This window comes from Sphingomonas sp. GW821-FHT10C01 (assembly GCF_059415525.1).
In genome coordinates, this window is sequence record NZ_JBWKNK010000001.1 from 433891 (window position 1) to 450010 (window position 16120).

General features: G+C 68.1%; 14 protein-coding genes. 3 read left to right on the top strand and 11 right to left on the bottom strand.

Features of this window, described 5'->3' with window-relative positions; translation table 11 throughout:
* Positions 1 to 6 precede the first annotated feature (6 nt).
* From AC07M1_RS02220 to AC07M1_RS02250, 7 genes are all read right to left on the bottom strand, one after another.
* On the bottom strand, positions 7 to 1350 hold the full coding sequence (locus AC07M1_RS02220; protein ID WP_495160936.1) for a S41 family peptidase: 1344 nt from the start codon (positions 1348 to 1350) through the stop codon (positions 7 to 9).
* A gap of 124 nt (positions 1351 to 1474) precedes the next feature.
* A complete protein-coding gene (locus tag AC07M1_RS02225) occupies positions 1475 to 2668 on the bottom strand; it encodes a murein hydrolase activator EnvC family protein (protein ID WP_495160937.1) in 1194 nt (397 codons plus the stop codon).
* A 1-nt stretch (position 2669) separates the two neighbouring features.
* Positions 2670 to 3092, bottom strand: a complete 423-nt coding sequence (locus AC07M1_RS02230) for a 23S rRNA (pseudouridine(1915)-N(3))-methyltransferase RlmH (protein ID WP_495160938.1) — start codon at positions 3090 to 3092, stop codon at positions 2670 to 2672.
* A gap of 113 nt (positions 3093 to 3205) precedes the next feature.
* On the bottom strand, positions 3206 to 3556 hold the full coding sequence (gene rsfS, locus AC07M1_RS02235) for a ribosome silencing factor (RefSeq protein ID WP_495162798.1): 351 nt from the start codon (positions 3554 to 3556) through the stop codon (positions 3206 to 3208).
* Between the two features lie 56 nt (positions 3557 to 3612).
* The gene (locus tag AC07M1_RS02240; RefSeq protein ID WP_495162799.1) at positions 3613 to 4236 is read right to left on the bottom strand and encodes a nicotinate-nucleotide adenylyltransferase; all 624 of its coding nucleotides are present in this window, start codon (positions 4234 to 4236) and stop codon (positions 3613 to 3615) included.
* Positions 4233 to 5276 carry an aldo/keto reductase gene (locus AC07M1_RS02245; protein WP_495160939.1) on the bottom strand — a complete coding sequence of 348 codons (1044 nt, stop codon included), beginning with the start codon at positions 5274 to 5276 and terminating at the stop codon, positions 4233 to 4235. The genes AC07M1_RS02240 and AC07M1_RS02245 overlap by 4 nt, the downstream gene beginning before the upstream one ends.
* Before the next feature lie 78 nt (positions 5277 to 5354).
* Positions 5355 to 6623 carry a glutamate-5-semialdehyde dehydrogenase gene (locus tag AC07M1_RS02250; protein WP_495160940.1) on the bottom strand — a complete coding sequence of 423 codons (1269 nt, stop codon included), beginning with the start codon at positions 6621 to 6623 and terminating at the stop codon, positions 5355 to 5357.
* A gap of 74 nt (positions 6624 to 6697) precedes the next feature.
* On the opposite strand from AC07M1_RS02250, the gene AC07M1_RS02255 reads away from it, so the two are divergent.
* Positions 6698 to 7756, top strand: a complete 1059-nt coding sequence (locus AC07M1_RS02255) for a DUF3667 domain-containing protein (protein ID WP_495160941.1) — start codon at positions 6698 to 6700, stop codon at positions 7754 to 7756.
* On the opposite strand, the gene AC07M1_RS02260 is transcribed toward AC07M1_RS02255, so the two are convergent.
* Positions 7753 to 8661 carry a gliding motility protein GldB-related protein gene (locus tag AC07M1_RS02260; RefSeq protein WP_495160942.1) on the bottom strand — a complete coding sequence of 303 codons (909 nt, stop codon included), beginning with the start codon at positions 8659 to 8661 and terminating at the stop codon, positions 7753 to 7755. The two genes, AC07M1_RS02255 and AC07M1_RS02260, sit on opposite strands and share 4 nt — an antisense overlap.
* A 5-nt stretch (positions 8662 to 8666) precedes the next feature.
* The gene (locus AC07M1_RS02265; RefSeq protein WP_495160943.1) at positions 8667 to 9044 is read right to left on the bottom strand and encodes a hypothetical protein; all 378 of its coding nucleotides are present in this window, start codon (positions 9042 to 9044) and stop codon (positions 8667 to 8669) included.
* Positions 9045 to 9148: 104 nt separating this feature from the next.
* Between AC07M1_RS02265 and AC07M1_RS02270 the strand changes: the two genes are divergently transcribed.
* Both AC07M1_RS02270 and AC07M1_RS02275 read left to right on the top strand, forming a co-directional pair.
* Positions 9149 to 10849, top strand: coding sequence for an Hsp70 family protein (locus tag AC07M1_RS02270; protein ID WP_495160944.1), 1701 nt, complete (start codon positions 9149 to 9151; stop codon positions 10847 to 10849).
* Positions 10846 to 13089, top strand: coding sequence for a hypothetical protein (locus tag AC07M1_RS02275; RefSeq protein ID WP_495160945.1), 2244 nt, complete (start codon positions 10846 to 10848; stop codon positions 13087 to 13089). The genes AC07M1_RS02270 and AC07M1_RS02275 overlap by 4 nt, the downstream gene beginning before the upstream one ends.
* Positions 13090 to 13094: 5 nt before the next feature.
* Here the strand turns inward: AC07M1_RS02275 and ftsH are convergent, their stop codons facing one another.
* Positions 13095 to 15047: an ATP-dependent zinc metalloprotease FtsH gene (ftsH, locus tag AC07M1_RS02280; RefSeq protein WP_495160946.1), complete on the bottom strand. Its 1953-nt coding sequence runs from the start codon at positions 15045 to 15047 to the stop codon at positions 13095 to 13097.
* Positions 15048 to 15117: 70 nt separating this feature from the next.
* Entirely contained in the window at positions 15118 to 16116 is a 999-nt protein-coding gene (gene tilS / locus AC07M1_RS02285; RefSeq protein WP_495160947.1) for a tRNA lysidine(34) synthetase TilS, read from the bottom strand.
* Positions 16117 to 16120 lie beyond the last annotated feature (4 nt).

Consider the following 16120-nt stretch of genomic DNA (forward strand, 5'->3'; position numbering starts at 1 on the left):
TGCCTCTCAGCGCCGGTTGCCGGCCTTGGGCGCGGCGCCCCCGGCCATCCGCGCGGGCGCGGCGGTGCGGGCGATGGTCGCCAGCGCGTAATGGAGCTGGAAGTCCTCGATGCCCTTTTTCTTCAGATCATCGACGCTCGCGGCGAAGCGCGGATCGGGCTTGGTGTCTTCCTCAAGCACCGAATTGTCGACCTTGGCCTGGTTGAGCAGGTGGCGGCGCAGATCGGCCTCACGCAGCACCGGCCGGGTCTTGTAGTCGGGATCGGTGAGCTGCGGCACGGCGATGTCGGGGGTGATCCCGCCTTCCTGCACCGAATGGCCGGACGGCGTGTAATAGCGGGCGGTGGTCAGGCGCAGCGCGCTGCGTGGGCCCATATCGATGATCGACTGGACCGACCCCTTGCCGAAGGTGCGTTCGCCCAGCACCAGCGCGCGGTGATGATCCTGGAGCGCACCCGCGACGATCTCCGACGCCGAAGCGGTGCCGGCATCGACCAGCACGACCAGCGGCAGGCCGCGGGCCAGATCGTCGGCCTTGGCATACCAGCGTTCGATGTCCGCCTTGTCGCGTCCGCGCTGCGAGACAATCTCGCCATGCTGGAGGAAGGCGTCGGTCACCTCGATCGCCTGGCTGAGCAGGCCGCCGCCATTGGCGCGCAGATCGATCACATAGCCCTTGGGCTTGCCGCCCAGCTGCTTTTCGATTCCCGCGATTCCCGCGCGCATGTCGGCGGCGGTGGTGGCGCTGAAGGTGTTGATGTTGAGGATGCCAATGCCGTCCTTGACCTCCCACTTCACCGCCTTCTGGACGATGATCTCGCGCGTCAGGGTCAATTCGAGCGGTTTGTCGCGACCGGGGCGGACGATGCGGATGGCGATCTTGCTGCCCGGTTCGCCGCGCATCTGGGTGACGGCTTCGTCGAGCGTGCCGCCATAGATGAGCTTGCCGTCGATATGGGTGATGAAATCGCCCGACTTGATCCCGGCGCGCCAGGCGGGGGTGTCCTCGGTCGGCGTGATCACCTTGACCGCGCCATCCTCCATCGTGACCGACAGGCCCAGGCCGCCATAGCTGCCCTGGGTCTGGATCTGCAGATTGTCGTAGTCGATCCCGTCGGCGAACGAGCTGTGGGGATCGAGGCTGGCGAGCATTCCTTCGATCGCGCCCTTGATCAGTGTCTTGTCGTCGACCTTGTCGACATAGCCGGCCTTCACGCGCGCATAGACGTCCATGAAGGTATCGAGCTCGCGATAGCTGGACGTCTCGACGCTCGCCATGGCGCCGGTGGTGACGGGAATAAGCGCCAGCGCGCCGACGGCGGCGGTGACCTGAAGCAGGGGACGGATCATACGCGAACTTCCTGAGCGATGCTTGGTGACAGGATAGACCGGAAAGCCGTGGCCGCAAAGCGGCAAGGACGGGGCGAATTTGGTTTCAGGGAGCGGGCTGGTGCGGCAACTTGGAAAAAGACTCTCAATCCAGCAGTTGCGCCAGATCGACCGCCTGGCCCTTGCGGCGCAGTTCGATCGTGATGCGCGGCGCTTCGCCCGGCGGCGCCCGGCCAAGCGGGGTGCCTTGAACCGGCGCGTCGCCGACGCGGACCAGCATCCGGTCGAGCCCCGCGATCAGCGAAGACCAGCCATCGCCGTGATCGAGGATCACGATATTGCCATAGCCGCGAAACCGCCCGGCATAGATCACGCGCCCCGCCGCCGGTGCCACGACCTGCGCGCCCGCCCAGGTCGAAAGCGTGAGGCCGCGCGAGCGCACCCCGGACTCCGATATTTCGCCGAGTCCGGTGACCAGGCTGCCGGCGACCGGAAGCCGGAAGGGGGGCGGGCGGGTCGATGCCGGCTGGGAAGACGCGGCCGCTGATTCCTCGCTCTCCGCGCCCGGGCGGGGCAGCGGACCGGGCAGCGCCTCCAGCGCCTCGCGCGTCTGCGCCGCGGCGCCCAGCGTGTCCATCAGCTCGACCAGGTCGCGCGCCTGCTCGCCCAGCGCGAGCGCGCGGTCCGATTCGATCATCGCGTCGCGCCGGTATCCGGTCGCGCGCAGCCGGTGCCCGGCCTCCATCTTGAGCAATGCAAGCCGCTCGGTTTCGAGCTTCTCCCGCCCGTCGCTCAGGCTGCGCGCGGCGATCTGGGCGCCTTCACGCAGGCGGCGGGTGCGGGCGATCTCTTCACGCACGCTCGCGCTGCGCTCGCGCACCACTGGGGCGACGCTGCCCAGTACGGCGCGGACATGGACGATGTCGGCGGTCGACCCCGGCTGGAGCAGGCCGAGCATTGCGGGTCGCCGCGCGAGTGATTGGAGCGCCGCGATCAACCGCGCGATCGGTCCCTGCTGCGTCTCCAGCCGCACACGCTGTTCGACCAGCAACCGGTCGACGATCGCGGTGCGCGCCTGCGCCGCGACGATCCGGGCCTCCGCCGCTGCGATGCTTGCCGCGACCGCAGCCTCGCGCAGCTTGGCGCGCCGGGTTTCGTCGCGCTCGCCATCGGCGGCCCGCTGGAGCTGCTTCGCGCGCGCCTCGGCGGTTCTGGCGGCCTGGTTCGCCGCCTTGAGCTGCCCCTGTTGGGCGGGAAGATCGGGTGCCTGTGCCGGCAAAGCGCTCACCCCGGCGATCGCCAGCAAGGCGACGGCAGCGGGGATCAGGGTCCCGCGCATCCTAGCCTTCGCGGTGATAGGGATGGTTGGTGAGGATGCTGGTCGCGCGCCACAATTGCTCGGCAAGCATCGCGCGCGCCATCAGATGGGGCCAGGTCGCCCGGCCGAATGCGATCAGCAGGTCGGCCTCGGCCCGCTCGGCGTCGCCGAATCCGTCCGCCGCGCCGATCAGGAAGCGGGTCTCGCGCACCCCGTCGTCGCGCCACGCCTGAAGCCGTTCCGCCAGCACGCGCGAGGGCAAATTGTCGCCCTTTTCGTCGAGCATCACCCGGCGCGTGCCGGGCGCGAGGTCGGGCAGCTTGCCGCCGGTGTCGGGCATCTCGGTGATCTTGTGGGGCCAGGTCACGCGCTTCATGTAGCGCGCGACAAGATCGGCCTCCGGCCCCCGCCCGATGCGCCCGCGCGCCACGATATGCAGCAGCACGGACCTAGATTCGGGTCACGGCACCAGCCCACTCCCCCACCCGGCCACCCAGCGGTAGCATGATATGGGTGGCTGGGTGGGCGAGTGGGCTGGTGCGGCGCACTAAGTGAAACTCAGGCGTTGCCGAGCGACGGCGTGTCTCCGAACGCCCACATGCGCTCGAGATTGTAGAAGGTGCGCACTTCGGGCCGGAACAGATGGACGATCACGTCGCCGGCGTCGATCAGCACCCAGTCGGCGGTCGGCAGCCCCTCGATCCGCGGGCTGCGGCCGAACTCGGCCTTGATTTTCTCAGCGAGCTTCTGGGCCATCGACGCGACCTGTCGTGTCGATTTGCCGCTGGCGACGACCATATAGTCGGCGATGCTGCTCTTGCCCGCGAGCGGGATCGAGACGGTTTCCACCGCCTGATCGTCGTCGAGCGAGGTGAGGACGAGCTTATGCAGCGCGTCAGCCTCGTTCAGGGAACCCTTGGGTTCGGGACTACGCGAAACATGGGGCGTGGCGTTCAAGTCTGCTCCTAGCGTCCGGAGACGCGCGTGCGGTGATGTGGGGACGGCGCATAGCGCCGGTGCCAGGCGGGGTCGGCGGCGCGAAGCCGTGTCGCCGAAGTCGTGTCAGGGCGGAAGCGCAACAGCACCAGTGCCGGCAAACTCCACTTCGTCCAGTTCTTCGCCTGGCCTGCGGGCCGCACGAAGCGCCGCAGCCAGCCCATGGCAGGACTTGCATGGGCGTCACGATCATAGCCCGGACGAGCGATCACCGCAATCGGAACCTGTTGCGCAATCCGCCGCCAACCCTTCCACTGATCGAACTGGGCCAGATTGTCGGCGCCCATCAGCCAGATGAAGCGATGCTTGGGGTAGAGGCGGGGGAGCTTGGTCAGCGTATCGACGGTGTAGCGGGTCTTGAGCCGCTTCTCGACCGCGGTCGGTCGGATCGGGGCGTGCTTGGCCATCGCACGCGCCGAAGCGATCCGGGCGGCGAAGGGGGCCATGCCCTTCGCCTCCTTTAGCGGATTGCCGGGCGAGACCATCCACCACACTTCGTCCAGCTCCAGCGCGCGCAGGGCGTGAAGCGAGATCGCCCGGTGTCCGCGGTGCGCCGGGTTGAACGACCCGCCAAGAAGGCCGATGCGTTTCAGCGTGCGCTGTCCGTCGGTGGCAAGCCGGCCTGACCGCCGCGGCGATACTCGCCCTGGCGCGTGATCATCCAGCCGGGATATTCGGGCGGCAAGGTGCTCGCGGCGTCGAGCGAGGCGATTTCGCTCTCGGTGAGGCGCAACTGCGCAGCGGCGAGGTTGTCGGCAAGCTGGTCGGGCCGCTTGGCCCCAGCGATGATGCTGGTCACCTCGGGGCGCTGGAGCAGCCAGGCGAGCGCGACCGGAGCCACCGACACGCCGTGCGCGGCCGCGACCGGCTCCATCGCGTCGAGCACCGTGTCGCCGCGTGCCATGTTAACCGGCGGGAAGTCGAAGCCGGCGCGCCTGCCTTCGCCACCGCCGCGATACTTGCCCGAGAGATAGCCGCCCGCGAGCGGGCTCCACACCATCAGACCCAGGCCCTCCGAAGCGATCATCGGGCCAATCTCGCGTTCGATGTCGCGTCCGGCAAGCGTGTAATAGGCCTGGACCGATTGGAAGCGCGCCGCCTGGCGCCGTTCGGCGATGCCCAGCGCCTTCATGATCTGCCACGCGGCCCAGTTGGAGACGCCGACATAGCGGACGTCGCCCGCGCGGACGAGCGTATCCAATGCCTCGACCGTCTCCTCGACCGGCACTGCCGGGTCCCAGCCATGGATCTGGTAGAGATCGATATAGTCGGTGCCGAGCCGCTTGAGGCTGGCATGGGCCTGCGCGACGATATGCTTGCGCGAGGTGCCGCGATTATTGGGCCCGGGACCCATCGGCCCCATCACCTTCGTCGCCAGCACCAGCTCGTCGCGATCGAGGCCGAGATTGCGGATCGCCTGGCCGGTGATCCCTTCCGACATCCCCTCCGAATAGACATTGGCGGTGTCGATGAAATTGACCCCGGCGTCGACCGCCGCCTTGACCAGCGCGTCGGCGTCGTCCTGGCCGAGGTCGCCGATGCGGGCGAACGCGCCCTGACCGCCAAAGGTCATGGTGCCGAGGCAGATTTCGGAGACGAACAGGCCGGTACGGCCGAGCGGCTTCATGCGCATGGGGCGATCCTTTCGGGAAGAGGGACGCGGGTCAGATAGGAACGCGCAGGCCGGGTTCCAGCCTCGCGCCCGTCCGATTCATGGCCGGATCTGGCCGGTTCCGCGCACCACCCATTTATAGGTCGTCAGCCCCTCCAGCGCGACCGGACCGCGCGCATGCAGGCGGCCGGTGGCGATGCCGATCTCCGCGCCCAGCCCGAACTCGCCGCCATCGGCGAACTGGGTCGAGGCGTTCCACATCACGATCGCGCTGTCGACGCCGTTGAGGAATCGTTCGGCGGTGGCCGCGTCCTCGGTGACGATCGCGTCGGTATGGTGCGATCCGTGCGCGGCGATATGCGCCATCGCGCCGGCAACGCCGTCGACGCGCTTCACCGACAGGATCGAATCGAGATATTCGGTGTCCCAGTCCTCGGCATTGGCGGCCACGACACGCGGCTCGATGGCACGGATATCCGCATCGCCGCGCAGCTCGCAGCCGGTATCGGCGAGCGCCGACAGGATCGGCGCGGGATCGGCGAAGCCGGTGTCGATCAGCAGGGTCTCGGTCGCGCCGCAGATACCGGTGCGGCGCATTTTGGCATTGATCGCCAGCGCACGGGCCATGTCCGGATCGGCGGCGCCGTCGATATAGGTATGGTTGATCCCGTCGAGATGCGCGAGCACGGGGACGCGCGCTTCTTCCTGAACGCGCGCGACCAGGCTCTTCCCGCCACGCGGCACGACCAGGTCGATCGCCCCGTCGGCCTTGAGCATCGCGCCCACCGCCGCACGATCGGTGGTGGGGACGAGCTGGACGGCGTCTTCGGGCAGTCCCGCATCGGCAAGGCCGCGGGCGAAGGCGGCGTGGATCGCGCGATTGCTGTGCACCGCTTCCGACCCGCCGCGCAGGATCGCGGCATTGCCGCTCATCACGCACAGCGCCGCCGCATCGGCGGTGACGTTGGGACGGCTTTCATAGACGATCCCGATCACCCCGATCGGCACGCGCACGCGGCTGAGCAGGAGGCCGTTGGGACGCTCGCTGGTGCTGATGGTCTCGCCGACCGGATCGGTCAGCGCGGCCACCGCCTCGACTCCCGACGCCGCGCCCTCGAGCCTGGCGGGATCGAGCCGCAGCCGGTCGAGCAGCGCGCCCGAAAGACCATTCGCTTCGCCCGCTGCGACATCCTTGGCGTTCGCCGCGAGGATCGCGTCCGCATCGGCGCGGATCGCGGCGGCGGCGGCGCGCAGGCCCTGTGCCTTGCGTGGCGCCGGCAGCCCCGCGAGCACCCCGGCGGCGGCGCGGGCGCGGACGCCCAGCTCGGCGATGAGGGCGGTGGGCGAGGTCTCGGCGATCATGTCCATGCGGTCGCGGCTATCACGGGTCGCGGCGAAAGTCCCTATCGCCTCTGCTTTCGCACTTTGTTAGGTGGGCTTTCATGGGGGAATTCGACGCAGCCGGGGAAGTCGTGAGCGGGGCACTGCTGGGCCGCGCCGTCGAGAGTCATCGTGGCGAGGCCGGGCATGGGGGTCATGGGGGCATCTGCCTCAACTGCGGCACCACGCTGACCGGTCCCTATTGCCACCACTGCGGACAGACGGGGCATGTCCACCGAACCATCGGCGCGATCTGGCACGAGATCCTGCACGGCGTCGTCCATTTCGAGGGCAAGCTGTGGAACACGCTGCCGATGCTCTGCCTGCGCCCGGGCGAGCTGACGCGTCGTTACATCCATGGCGAGCGCGCGCGGTTCGTCTCGCCGATGGCGATGTTCCTGTTCTCGGTCTTCATGATGTTCGCGGTGCTCCAGATCATGGGCATTTCCGCGCCCACTCAGATCGGTACCGCCTCGCAGATCGAACAGGGGCTGCGCTTCGCCCGGCAAAATACCGAAAGCGCGATCGCCGATTCGAAGGAGGCGCGCGCGCGCGCGGAGCCGGGCAGCGAACGCGCGCAGAAGCTCGACAAGCGCATCGCCGGGCTCGAGCGCGAGCTCGACGAGCTGGAACGGGTACCGTTATCGGTCAGCCGGGCGAGCGGCCAGGGACTCAACTTCAAGACTGGCTGGAAGCGGCTCGACAAGGGGATCGAGAAGGCCAACCAGAATCCGGGCCTTGCGCTCTACAAGCTCCAGACCAACAGCTATAAATTCAGCTGGGCGCTGATCCCGCTGTCGATCCCGTTCGTGTGGCTGCTGTTCTTCTGGAGGCGGCGCTACAAGGGCTACGACCACGCGGTGTTCGTGACCTATTCGCTGTCATTCATGTCGCTGCTGTCGATCGTGCTGACGATCGCGGGTGGACTGGGCCTGGCCATGGACGCCATTGCGACGGCGGCGTTGGTGATTCCGCCGGTCCATATTTTCTTCCAGCTGAAGGGCGCCTATCGCCTGGGCAGATGGGGGGCGCTGCTGCGTACCTTCATCCTGCTCATCTTCATCACGTTGATCCTGCCGATCTTCCTGCTGCTGCTGCTCGGCCTGGGATTGACCGGCTAGGGGAGCTTGATCCCGGGCTTCCAGCCGCTTGCGGCGAGGATCGCCTTGGGATCGCGCAGTTCGATGAGGTCGCGCACCGCCGCGCGTTTGTCCTTGGCGCGGGCGTAATAGGCCTTGGCGATGCGATAGCCGACCCAATAGCCCAGATCGCCCGGCCAGTCCGCCGTGCCGCGTCCGTTATAGAGCCAGCGCGAATCCTGGGCCGGCTTGTCGATATCGTCGAGGAACCCGGCCTCGAACGCGGCCTCGCGCTTGCGGGTGATGCGCGCCAGATGCTGGTAGCTCACCGCGCCGGACATCAGCTCGCCGATGAACTCGGCGCCACCCTCGAGCAGCGACGCCTTGAGCACGGTCGTGCCCTTCTCGTCATCCGATCCCGCGGCGGCCTGCTGCACATGGACATATTCGTGCGCGATGACATGCACGAACCGGTCCTGCGGATCGGCGACCATGAAATCGGCGGCGCACAGCGCCTCAAGTCCGATCATCACCCCGTCGGCATTGGCGGTTCCCACCGGCCTGCCGCGGCCGATCGCCAGCGTCACCGGGGGCAACCGGGCATTGGGATAGAGGGTACGCATCTTGCCGAGGCTGGTGGTCAGGCGGCTGCGGATCGCGGGAAGCTGTGCGGCGCAGCCGCGTGCCTTCACGTAAAGGTCGGGCTGGTCGGCAAGCATCGCGGCGATCCGGTCGGCGGTGATCCGGCGCATCTTGATGAACGCCACGAAACCGTCGCTCGCATGGTCGAGATAGTCGCGCTGAATCCGCGTCACGTCGGGCTTGCCGCCGGTCGCGTCATAGAGCGCGTAGAACCGGTCGACATCGCCGGTGCGGATTTCGGGGCCGGCATCGCTCGCGGCGGACAGCAGCGCGAGAAAGGCGACAGCGAGTGTGGCGCGGATCATTGGGGTCAAGCCGGGCAGGGCCAGCGGCGCTTCATGATCAGGTAGAAGGCGGTCTTCATGCTCATCGATCGCTGATGCGGCGGGATCTTCTCAAGTTCGGCGAGGAAGGCGGCGGGTTTGATCTTCGCCGCTTCGCTGCCCTCCGGCGGGGGACAGCTATGCGGCGGGCGGCCGGCGGCCTTGTCGGCGCGCAGATCGGCGCGATAGCTGGTCGCGACCGCCTTGATCTCCGCCTTCACCGGCGGAAGGTCGGACGAGAAGAGCGCGAACGGCCCCTTGGCCTTGAGCGCGCGTGCCTTGACCAGGAATTCCTCGACGGTCATCGCCTGCGCACTGACCGGCATCAACACCAAAGCACCGGCAACCAGCCACCAGCGGTTCATTCAAGCGCCTCCCCCCGATTCGCCCCTAAGCATCTGAACACTAGCCGCTTCACAGCGCCAGTGCGCCCGTTAAACTTGCCGCAGAATCGATCCGGGGGGAATGCATGATTATCGGTATCGACCTCGGCACGACGAACAGTGTCGCGGCGGTCTGGCGCGATGGACAGGCGGTGCTGGTGCCCAACCGGCTGGGCCATCTGCTCACCCCCAGCGCCGTCAGCATCGGCGAGGATGGCGAGATCATCACCGGACTTGCCGCGCGCGAGCGGATGGCGAGCCATCCCGATGTCACCGCGACCGCGTTCAAACGCTATATGGGAACCAAGCGGTCCGCCCGCCTCGGCAAGCGGGACTTCACGCCCGAGGAATTGTCGGCGCTGGTCCTGCGCAGCCTGAAGGAGGATGCCGAGGCGTTCCTGGGCGAGGGCGTGACCGAGGCGGTGATCACCGTCCCTGCCTATTTCAACGACAAGCAGCGCAAGGCGACGCACCGCGCGGGCGAACTCGCCGGCCTCAAGGTCGAGCGGCTGGTCAACGAACCGACCGCCGCCGCGCTTGCCTATGGCATCCACCAGCTCGCCGATGAATCGCGCTTCCTGGTGTTCGATCTGGGCGGGGGCACGTTCGACGTCTCGATCGTCGAGATCTTCGAGGGGATCATCGAGGTGCGCGCCTCGACCGGGGACAATCACCTGGGCGGGGAGGATTTCAACGAACTGCTCGTCGGGCTGATGCGCGAAGCCCATGCCGACGCATTCGGCAATGCCGGGCGGGGCGACGATCCGCTGCACCAGAAACTGCGCGAGACGGCCGAGCGCGCGCGCCGCGCCTTGTCGAGCGGGCAGGAGGCGGAGATGCGCCTCGTCTGGAACGACACCGAATATCGCCACATGCTCACCACCGCCGCGTTCGAGGAGGCGGCCAAGCCGCTGATCGACCGGCTGCGCGAGCCGGTGCTGCGGTCGATGCGCGATTCGGGGATCAAGAGCGCCGAACTGTCGGAGATCATCCTGATCGGCGGCGCGACGCGGATGCCGTTGGTACGCAGCGCCGTCACCCGCATGTTCGGCCGCTTCCCCAATGCGACGGTCAATCCGGACGAGGCGGTGGCGCTGGGCGCGGCGGTTCAGGCCGGCCTCAAGTCGCGCGACGAGGCGCTCCGCGAAGTCGTCGTCACCGATGTCTGTCCCTATTCGCTGGGCGTCGATGTCGCCCGCCAGCTACCCGGCGGCGGGTATGAGGAGGGGCTGTTCGCGCCGATTCTCGAGCGCGGCACGGTGATTCCGGCGAGCCGCATCCACAGCTTCAGCACGCTGCGCGACAACCAGACCAATGTCGAATTCGGCATCTATCAGGGCGAGGCGCGGTTGGTTCGCGACAATGTCGAGATCGGCCGCACCACCGTCCGCGTGCCGCGTGGCCCGGCGGGGCAGCGGATGGACGTGCGCTTCTCCTACGATGTCAGCGGGCTGCTCGAGGTCGATATCCTGGTCGCGCAGACGGGTGAGAGCTCCAGCCTGACGATCAACGACGGTATGGCGGGGGACGAGGCCGCGCTGGAAAAGGCGCGGAGCGCCCTTGCCAAGCTCAAACTGCACCCGCGCGACGAGGCTGAGAACAAGGCCGCGGTCGCGCGCGGCGAGAAATGCTTCGAGAATTTCCTGGGCGAACAGCGTTTCTGGGTGGGTGAGGTCGTGGGCCGGTTCAACGCCGCACTCGAGACCCAGGATCCCCGCACGATCGAGGCGGCGCGCAAGGAACTGCACCTCGCGCTCGACCAGCTCGAAGGCGAAACCTTCCTGTGAAGCCGTGGTGGCAGGTTCTGGGTATCCCGCGCGAGAGCGAGCGCGGGGCGATCCGCCGCGCCTATGCGCAAAAACTGCGTGTCACCAACCCCGAGGATGATCCCCAGGGCTTCATGGCGCTGCGCCAGGCTTATGAGGCGGCGCTGAGCTGGGTCGATCACGACAGCCATTGGGAAGCGGACGACGGATTTGTCGGCGTGGCCGTTGAGGCGGCCGCGGAGGACGCTTCCGACGTCGAGGCCGAGGACGATCCGGCACCCCCGGCGCAGCCCGACCCCGAGGCGGAGGCGCGCGCCGCCGATCATGCCGAACTCCGCCAGCTGGCCTCCGCGTTTGAAGCGGCGCTGCGCGGTCCCTGGCATGGCGATGCCGCGGCGCTGACCGAGAGGTTCGAGGCGATCCTGGCGGCACCCGCGCTGATCGAGATTACGGTTCGCGATTCGGTCGAGAATTGGCTGGCGGAGCTGCTCGCCGACACGATCCCCCGCAGCGACGCCGTGCTGATGGCGGCGATCCAGGCGTTCGGATGGGAGAATGAAGGCAGGCACCCGGACGCGGTGTGGCAGGTGCTTCGCCGGATCGACGAATGGCGCGTAATCCAGGCGCTGCGCGGCGGCGAGCACGCGCTGTCGCCGGCATGGAGCGCGCTGACGCGCGAGAAGGCGCCCGACTGGCAGCGGCGGCTCAGCGCATTGCGGCCGGGGATCGCGGGCAAGGTGCAACAATTGTTCAACCTGGCCGACTATCAGGTGCCGGGGATCGCGCACAGTTTCGATCCGCGGGCCGTGGCCTGGTGGCGTGCGCATCTCGACAAGCCGCGCTTCGGCTTTGTCGATATCGCCGTGATGTTGTTGGCAGCCGCGCTCGCCTGCGCCCTTACCCTGGGGGTGGAAGCGCCGGGGGTGCAAGTGGCGGCCGGGGCGGCGCTGTTGTTCGCTGCCATCGCCTTCCCGATCGTGCGGCTGCGCATCGTGATGCCCTGGCGGATCCGGCGCGAGCTGGAGGATGTGGAGCCGGGCTGGCTCGACGATGCCTGGGCGGTGCCGTGGCTGTTCGCCGGGGCGATGCTGGCGGTGTGGCCGGTGACGCCGGCAATCGCGGGAACGGTGGTCGTGCTGTCGGCGATCGGCGCGCTGTGGATGGCGGCGACCACGGCGCGGGAGATCGCGGTCGGGAGTCCGTTGGCGGTGATCGTCTGGGCCGGCGTTGTCGCGATGCTGGCGGGTGCCGGTTTCCTGGCGCTCACCGGGCCGGAGAAGCTGGCGCTTGGCGGATTCGGCGTAGCGTCGGGGCTGATCGCGCTATCGGGCAGCGCCGGACTCGCGGCGGCCTTGTGGCGGATCAGCCGCTGGCCGGTCCTCAATGCGCTGGTGATAGCGGTGCTGCTGATCGCGATTCCCGCGATCCGGTTCATGCTCCCCGATGGGCCGGTGTTGATGGTATCGTGGGTGGCCGCGGCGATCGCGGGGATCGTGTTGCTCGGCGCCGTGCGCGACCTGGCGGACGGGAGCTTCGCGGTGCCGCTGCTGCCGTGGCTGCGTGCCGGGCTCTGGGGAGCGCTGGTGCTGGCGGCATTGTTTTCCGTCCCGCCGGTCGAGCGCGAGCGAATCGTGGTTGATCCCGTGACGCAGCTTGAACAGCGTGAGCCGGCCTTTGCGGCGCTCAAGCAGGGCAATCCCGGTCTCTACGCGACGATCGAGCAGATCCGCCAGCAGGTCGAACTGGATCTGCTCAGCCGTGAGAATGCGTCCCGCCAGATCGACCAGCTGGTCAACGCGGCCTATCGCGAGCGGCTGCCGCTGGCGCCGGCGGCGATGATCGCCAACGAGCTGGACATCCGGCTCGCGACGATGCGGGAGTACCGCACGCTCGATCTGCGCGCCTGCGCCGATGGCGGGCGGGAGGACGGCAAGGTCGAGCTGAGCGACGGGCTGAACAAGCGTCACTATCGCCATGCGCTGACCGTTGCTGGAAGCGCGCCCGCTAGCGCCGCCGACCGTAAGGCCGGGCGTGCGATCTCCACCAGCGATCTGCTGCGCGGCGCCGCCACCGCGCGTGGAGATGCCGTCAGCGCGGAGGCGCTGGCGGAGGCGCTGCGGGGCGAGGACCCGAAGGCGAGGTGTGACGCGCGGATCGCGCTGATGGAGGCGCTGAGCGCTCAGCCCGATGCGGATGTCGCCCAAACGATGCGGCCCGCGCTCATCGCGCGGGCCGAACCGGATTCAACGAAGAAGAAATAGGCCGATCAGGCGCCCTGGGGTGCCGGGTTGCCGAACGGGCCTTTGGGACGCCGCGTCTTGGGGATCGAGGTTCCCGCCGCGGCGACCGGCCTGGCCGTTGCCGCCGGGTCGGAGCGGTCGATATCGCCGCCCGCGATCAGCTTCTTGATGTCCTCGCCGGTCAGCGTCTCGAACTCGAGCAAGGCGCCCGCGATGGTATGGAGCTGGTCGATATGCTCGGTCAGAATCGCGCGCGCGCGCTCCAGCCCGCCCTCGACCAGGCGCTTGACCTCGCTGTCGATCAGCCGCGCGGTGTCGTCCGACATCGGGCGTGCCTGATGCATCGAATAGCCGGTGAAGCTGTCCTGCGATTCGCTGAAGTCGAGCGGGCCGAGCGCGTCCGACATGCCCCATTTGGTGACCATGGCGCGGGCGAGGCGGGTCGCCTGCATGATGTCGTTCGACGCGCCGGAGCTGACCTTGTCATAGCCGAAGATCAGTTCCTCGGCGACGCGGCCGCCAAACGCCACGGCGATGTCGGCATGCATCTTGTCGCGGTGATAGCTGTAGCTGTCACGCTCGGGTAGCGGCTGGACCATGCCCAACGCGAAACCGCGCGGGATGATCGTCGCCTTGTGGATCGGGTCCGCGGTCGGCTCGTGCGCGAAGACCAGCGCATGGCCCGCCTCGTGATAGGCGGTCATCCGCTTTTCGTCCTCGGTCATCACCATCGACCGGCGCTCTGCGCCCATCAGCACCTTGTCGCGCGCGTCATCGAACTCGGCCGCAGCGACCAGTCGCTTGCCCTTGCGCGCGGCCAGCAACGCGGCTTCGTTGACGAGGTTGGCGAGATCGGCACCCGAAAAGCCCGGCGTGCCGCGCGCGATCACGCGCGGATCGACGTCGGGCGCCAGCGGCACCTTCTTCATATGGACCTGCAGGATCTTGATGCGGCCCTCGATATCCGGGCGCGGCACCTGGACCTGGCGGTCGAAGCGGCCCGGACGCAGCAGCGCCGGATCGAGCACGTCGGGGCGGTTGGTCGCGGCGACGATGATGATGCCCTCATTGGCATCGAACCCGTCCATCTCGACCAGCAGCTGGTTCAGTGTCTGCTCGCGTTCGTCATTGCCGTTGCCGATGCCGGCGCCGCGATGGCGGCCGACGGCGTCGATCTCGTCGATGAAGACGATGCAGGGCGCCGACTTCTTGGCCTGTTCGAACATGTCGCGCACGCGGCTGGCGCCGACGCCCACGAACATCTCGACGAAGTCCGAGCCCGAGATCGAGAAGAAGGGCACGCCCGCCTCACCCGCGATCGCGCGGGCGAGCAGGGTCTTGCCGGTGCCGGGCGAGCCGACCAGCAGCGCGCCCTTGGGGATCTTGCCGCCCAGGCGGGCGAACTTGGTCGGGTCCTTCAGGAACTCGACGATTTCCTGCAGTTCCTCGCGCGCCTCGTCGATGCCGGCGACGTCGTCGAAGGTGACCTTGCCTTCCTTCTGCGTCAGCAGCTTCGCGCGCGACTTGCCGAACCCCATCGCGCCCGAGCCCGAGCCCTTCTGCATCTGGCGCAGCACGAAGAAGGCGATGCCGAGGAAGAGCAGGAACGGCAGCGAGTTGTACAGCATGTACATCCAGATCGACGGCTGTTCCTCCGGCCGCGCGCTGATCGTCACGCCCTTGGCGCGCAGCGTCGGGATCAGCTGCGGATCGGGCACGGTGTTGGTACGGAACTTGGTGTCGTTGCTGAACGTGCCGGTGATCACCGTCGGGCTGACGTTGACGTCCTTGACCGACCCTTCCTGGACCTTGTCGAGGAAGGCCGAATAGGGGATCGTCGATCCCGCATTCTGGCTCGGCGGATTCATGAAGGATACGAACAGCGCGAGCGCCGCCAGAATACCCACCCAGATGAGCAGGCTTTTCATCCAAGGGTTGCCGTTATTCTCGGGACCTTGCTGCTTGTCGTTGTCGTTCATTCCGATTCCGGTGCCATGATTCCCCGATAAGATAGGGTGTGGCAGGTTAATGGCAATGGAACAGCTTCGATCAGAGTGATCGGCGCGGTGGAGCGGGGGCGAAGCGCCAGCCGCCGTCGCGGTCCGGCGAAACCAGCACGCCCGCCTGCGTCGCCGCCTTTCCGGACGTCAGCGCGTCGAGCAGCGGTTCGACATTGGCGGCGTCCGAGAAGCCGGGGGCGGTGATTCCGTGTGCCGCGCGCACGTCCGTCACGGCGTCGCGAACCAGCCGGCGCTGCATCTCGCGCGGAAGGCCGGCGGCGCGCAGCAGCCCCTTGGCGGGCGACCAGCGTTCGGCCCGGAGCGTCTCGGCAAAGACCTCAAGCGCGGCCTCGGCTTCACCCAGAAAGGCCGCGGACCGGGCGAGCGCGGCGGGGTCGAGCAGTGACTGATGCGCCAGCAGATCGCGGAACCGCGTCCGGTCGTGACGCGGGTCGGCGTTGGAAGGATCCTCGACCCAAGGCGCACCCGCCGACGCGACGATCGCGCGCAGCTCGTCGCGCCGCCAGCTCAACAACGGTCGCATCAGCAGCGTCTCATCCTCGAAGCGCCACGGGCGGATTCCGGTCAGTCCCGCGACGCCCGACGCGCGGTTGAGCCGCATCAGCAGCGTTTCGGCCTGATCGTCGGCATGGTGCGCGGTCAGCAGCGCGGTCGCGCCCGCTGCCTGAGCCCAGGCGGTCAACGCCGCGTACCGGGCGTCGCGCGCTTGGCGCTGGATGCTGGCGCCCGCGATCGGTGCGAAGGGCGCCAGCACCGCGTGACGCACGCCCAGCCGGGCGCAGAGTTCGGCCACCAGCGCCGCCTCGTCCGCGGCCTCCGCGCGCAGGCCATGATCGACCGTGGCGGCGATGATGCGGTCGGGAAAGGCGGTTGCGGCGAGCAGCAGCATCGCCATGCTGTCGGCGCCGCCCGACACGGCGAGCGCGATCGGCGCACCGTCTGGCGCGGGCATGCCCGTGGCCGCCACGAACAGCTGGTCGAGATCGCAGGCGAACCGCTCGACCCCTGACGGATCGAGCGGATTCAATGGC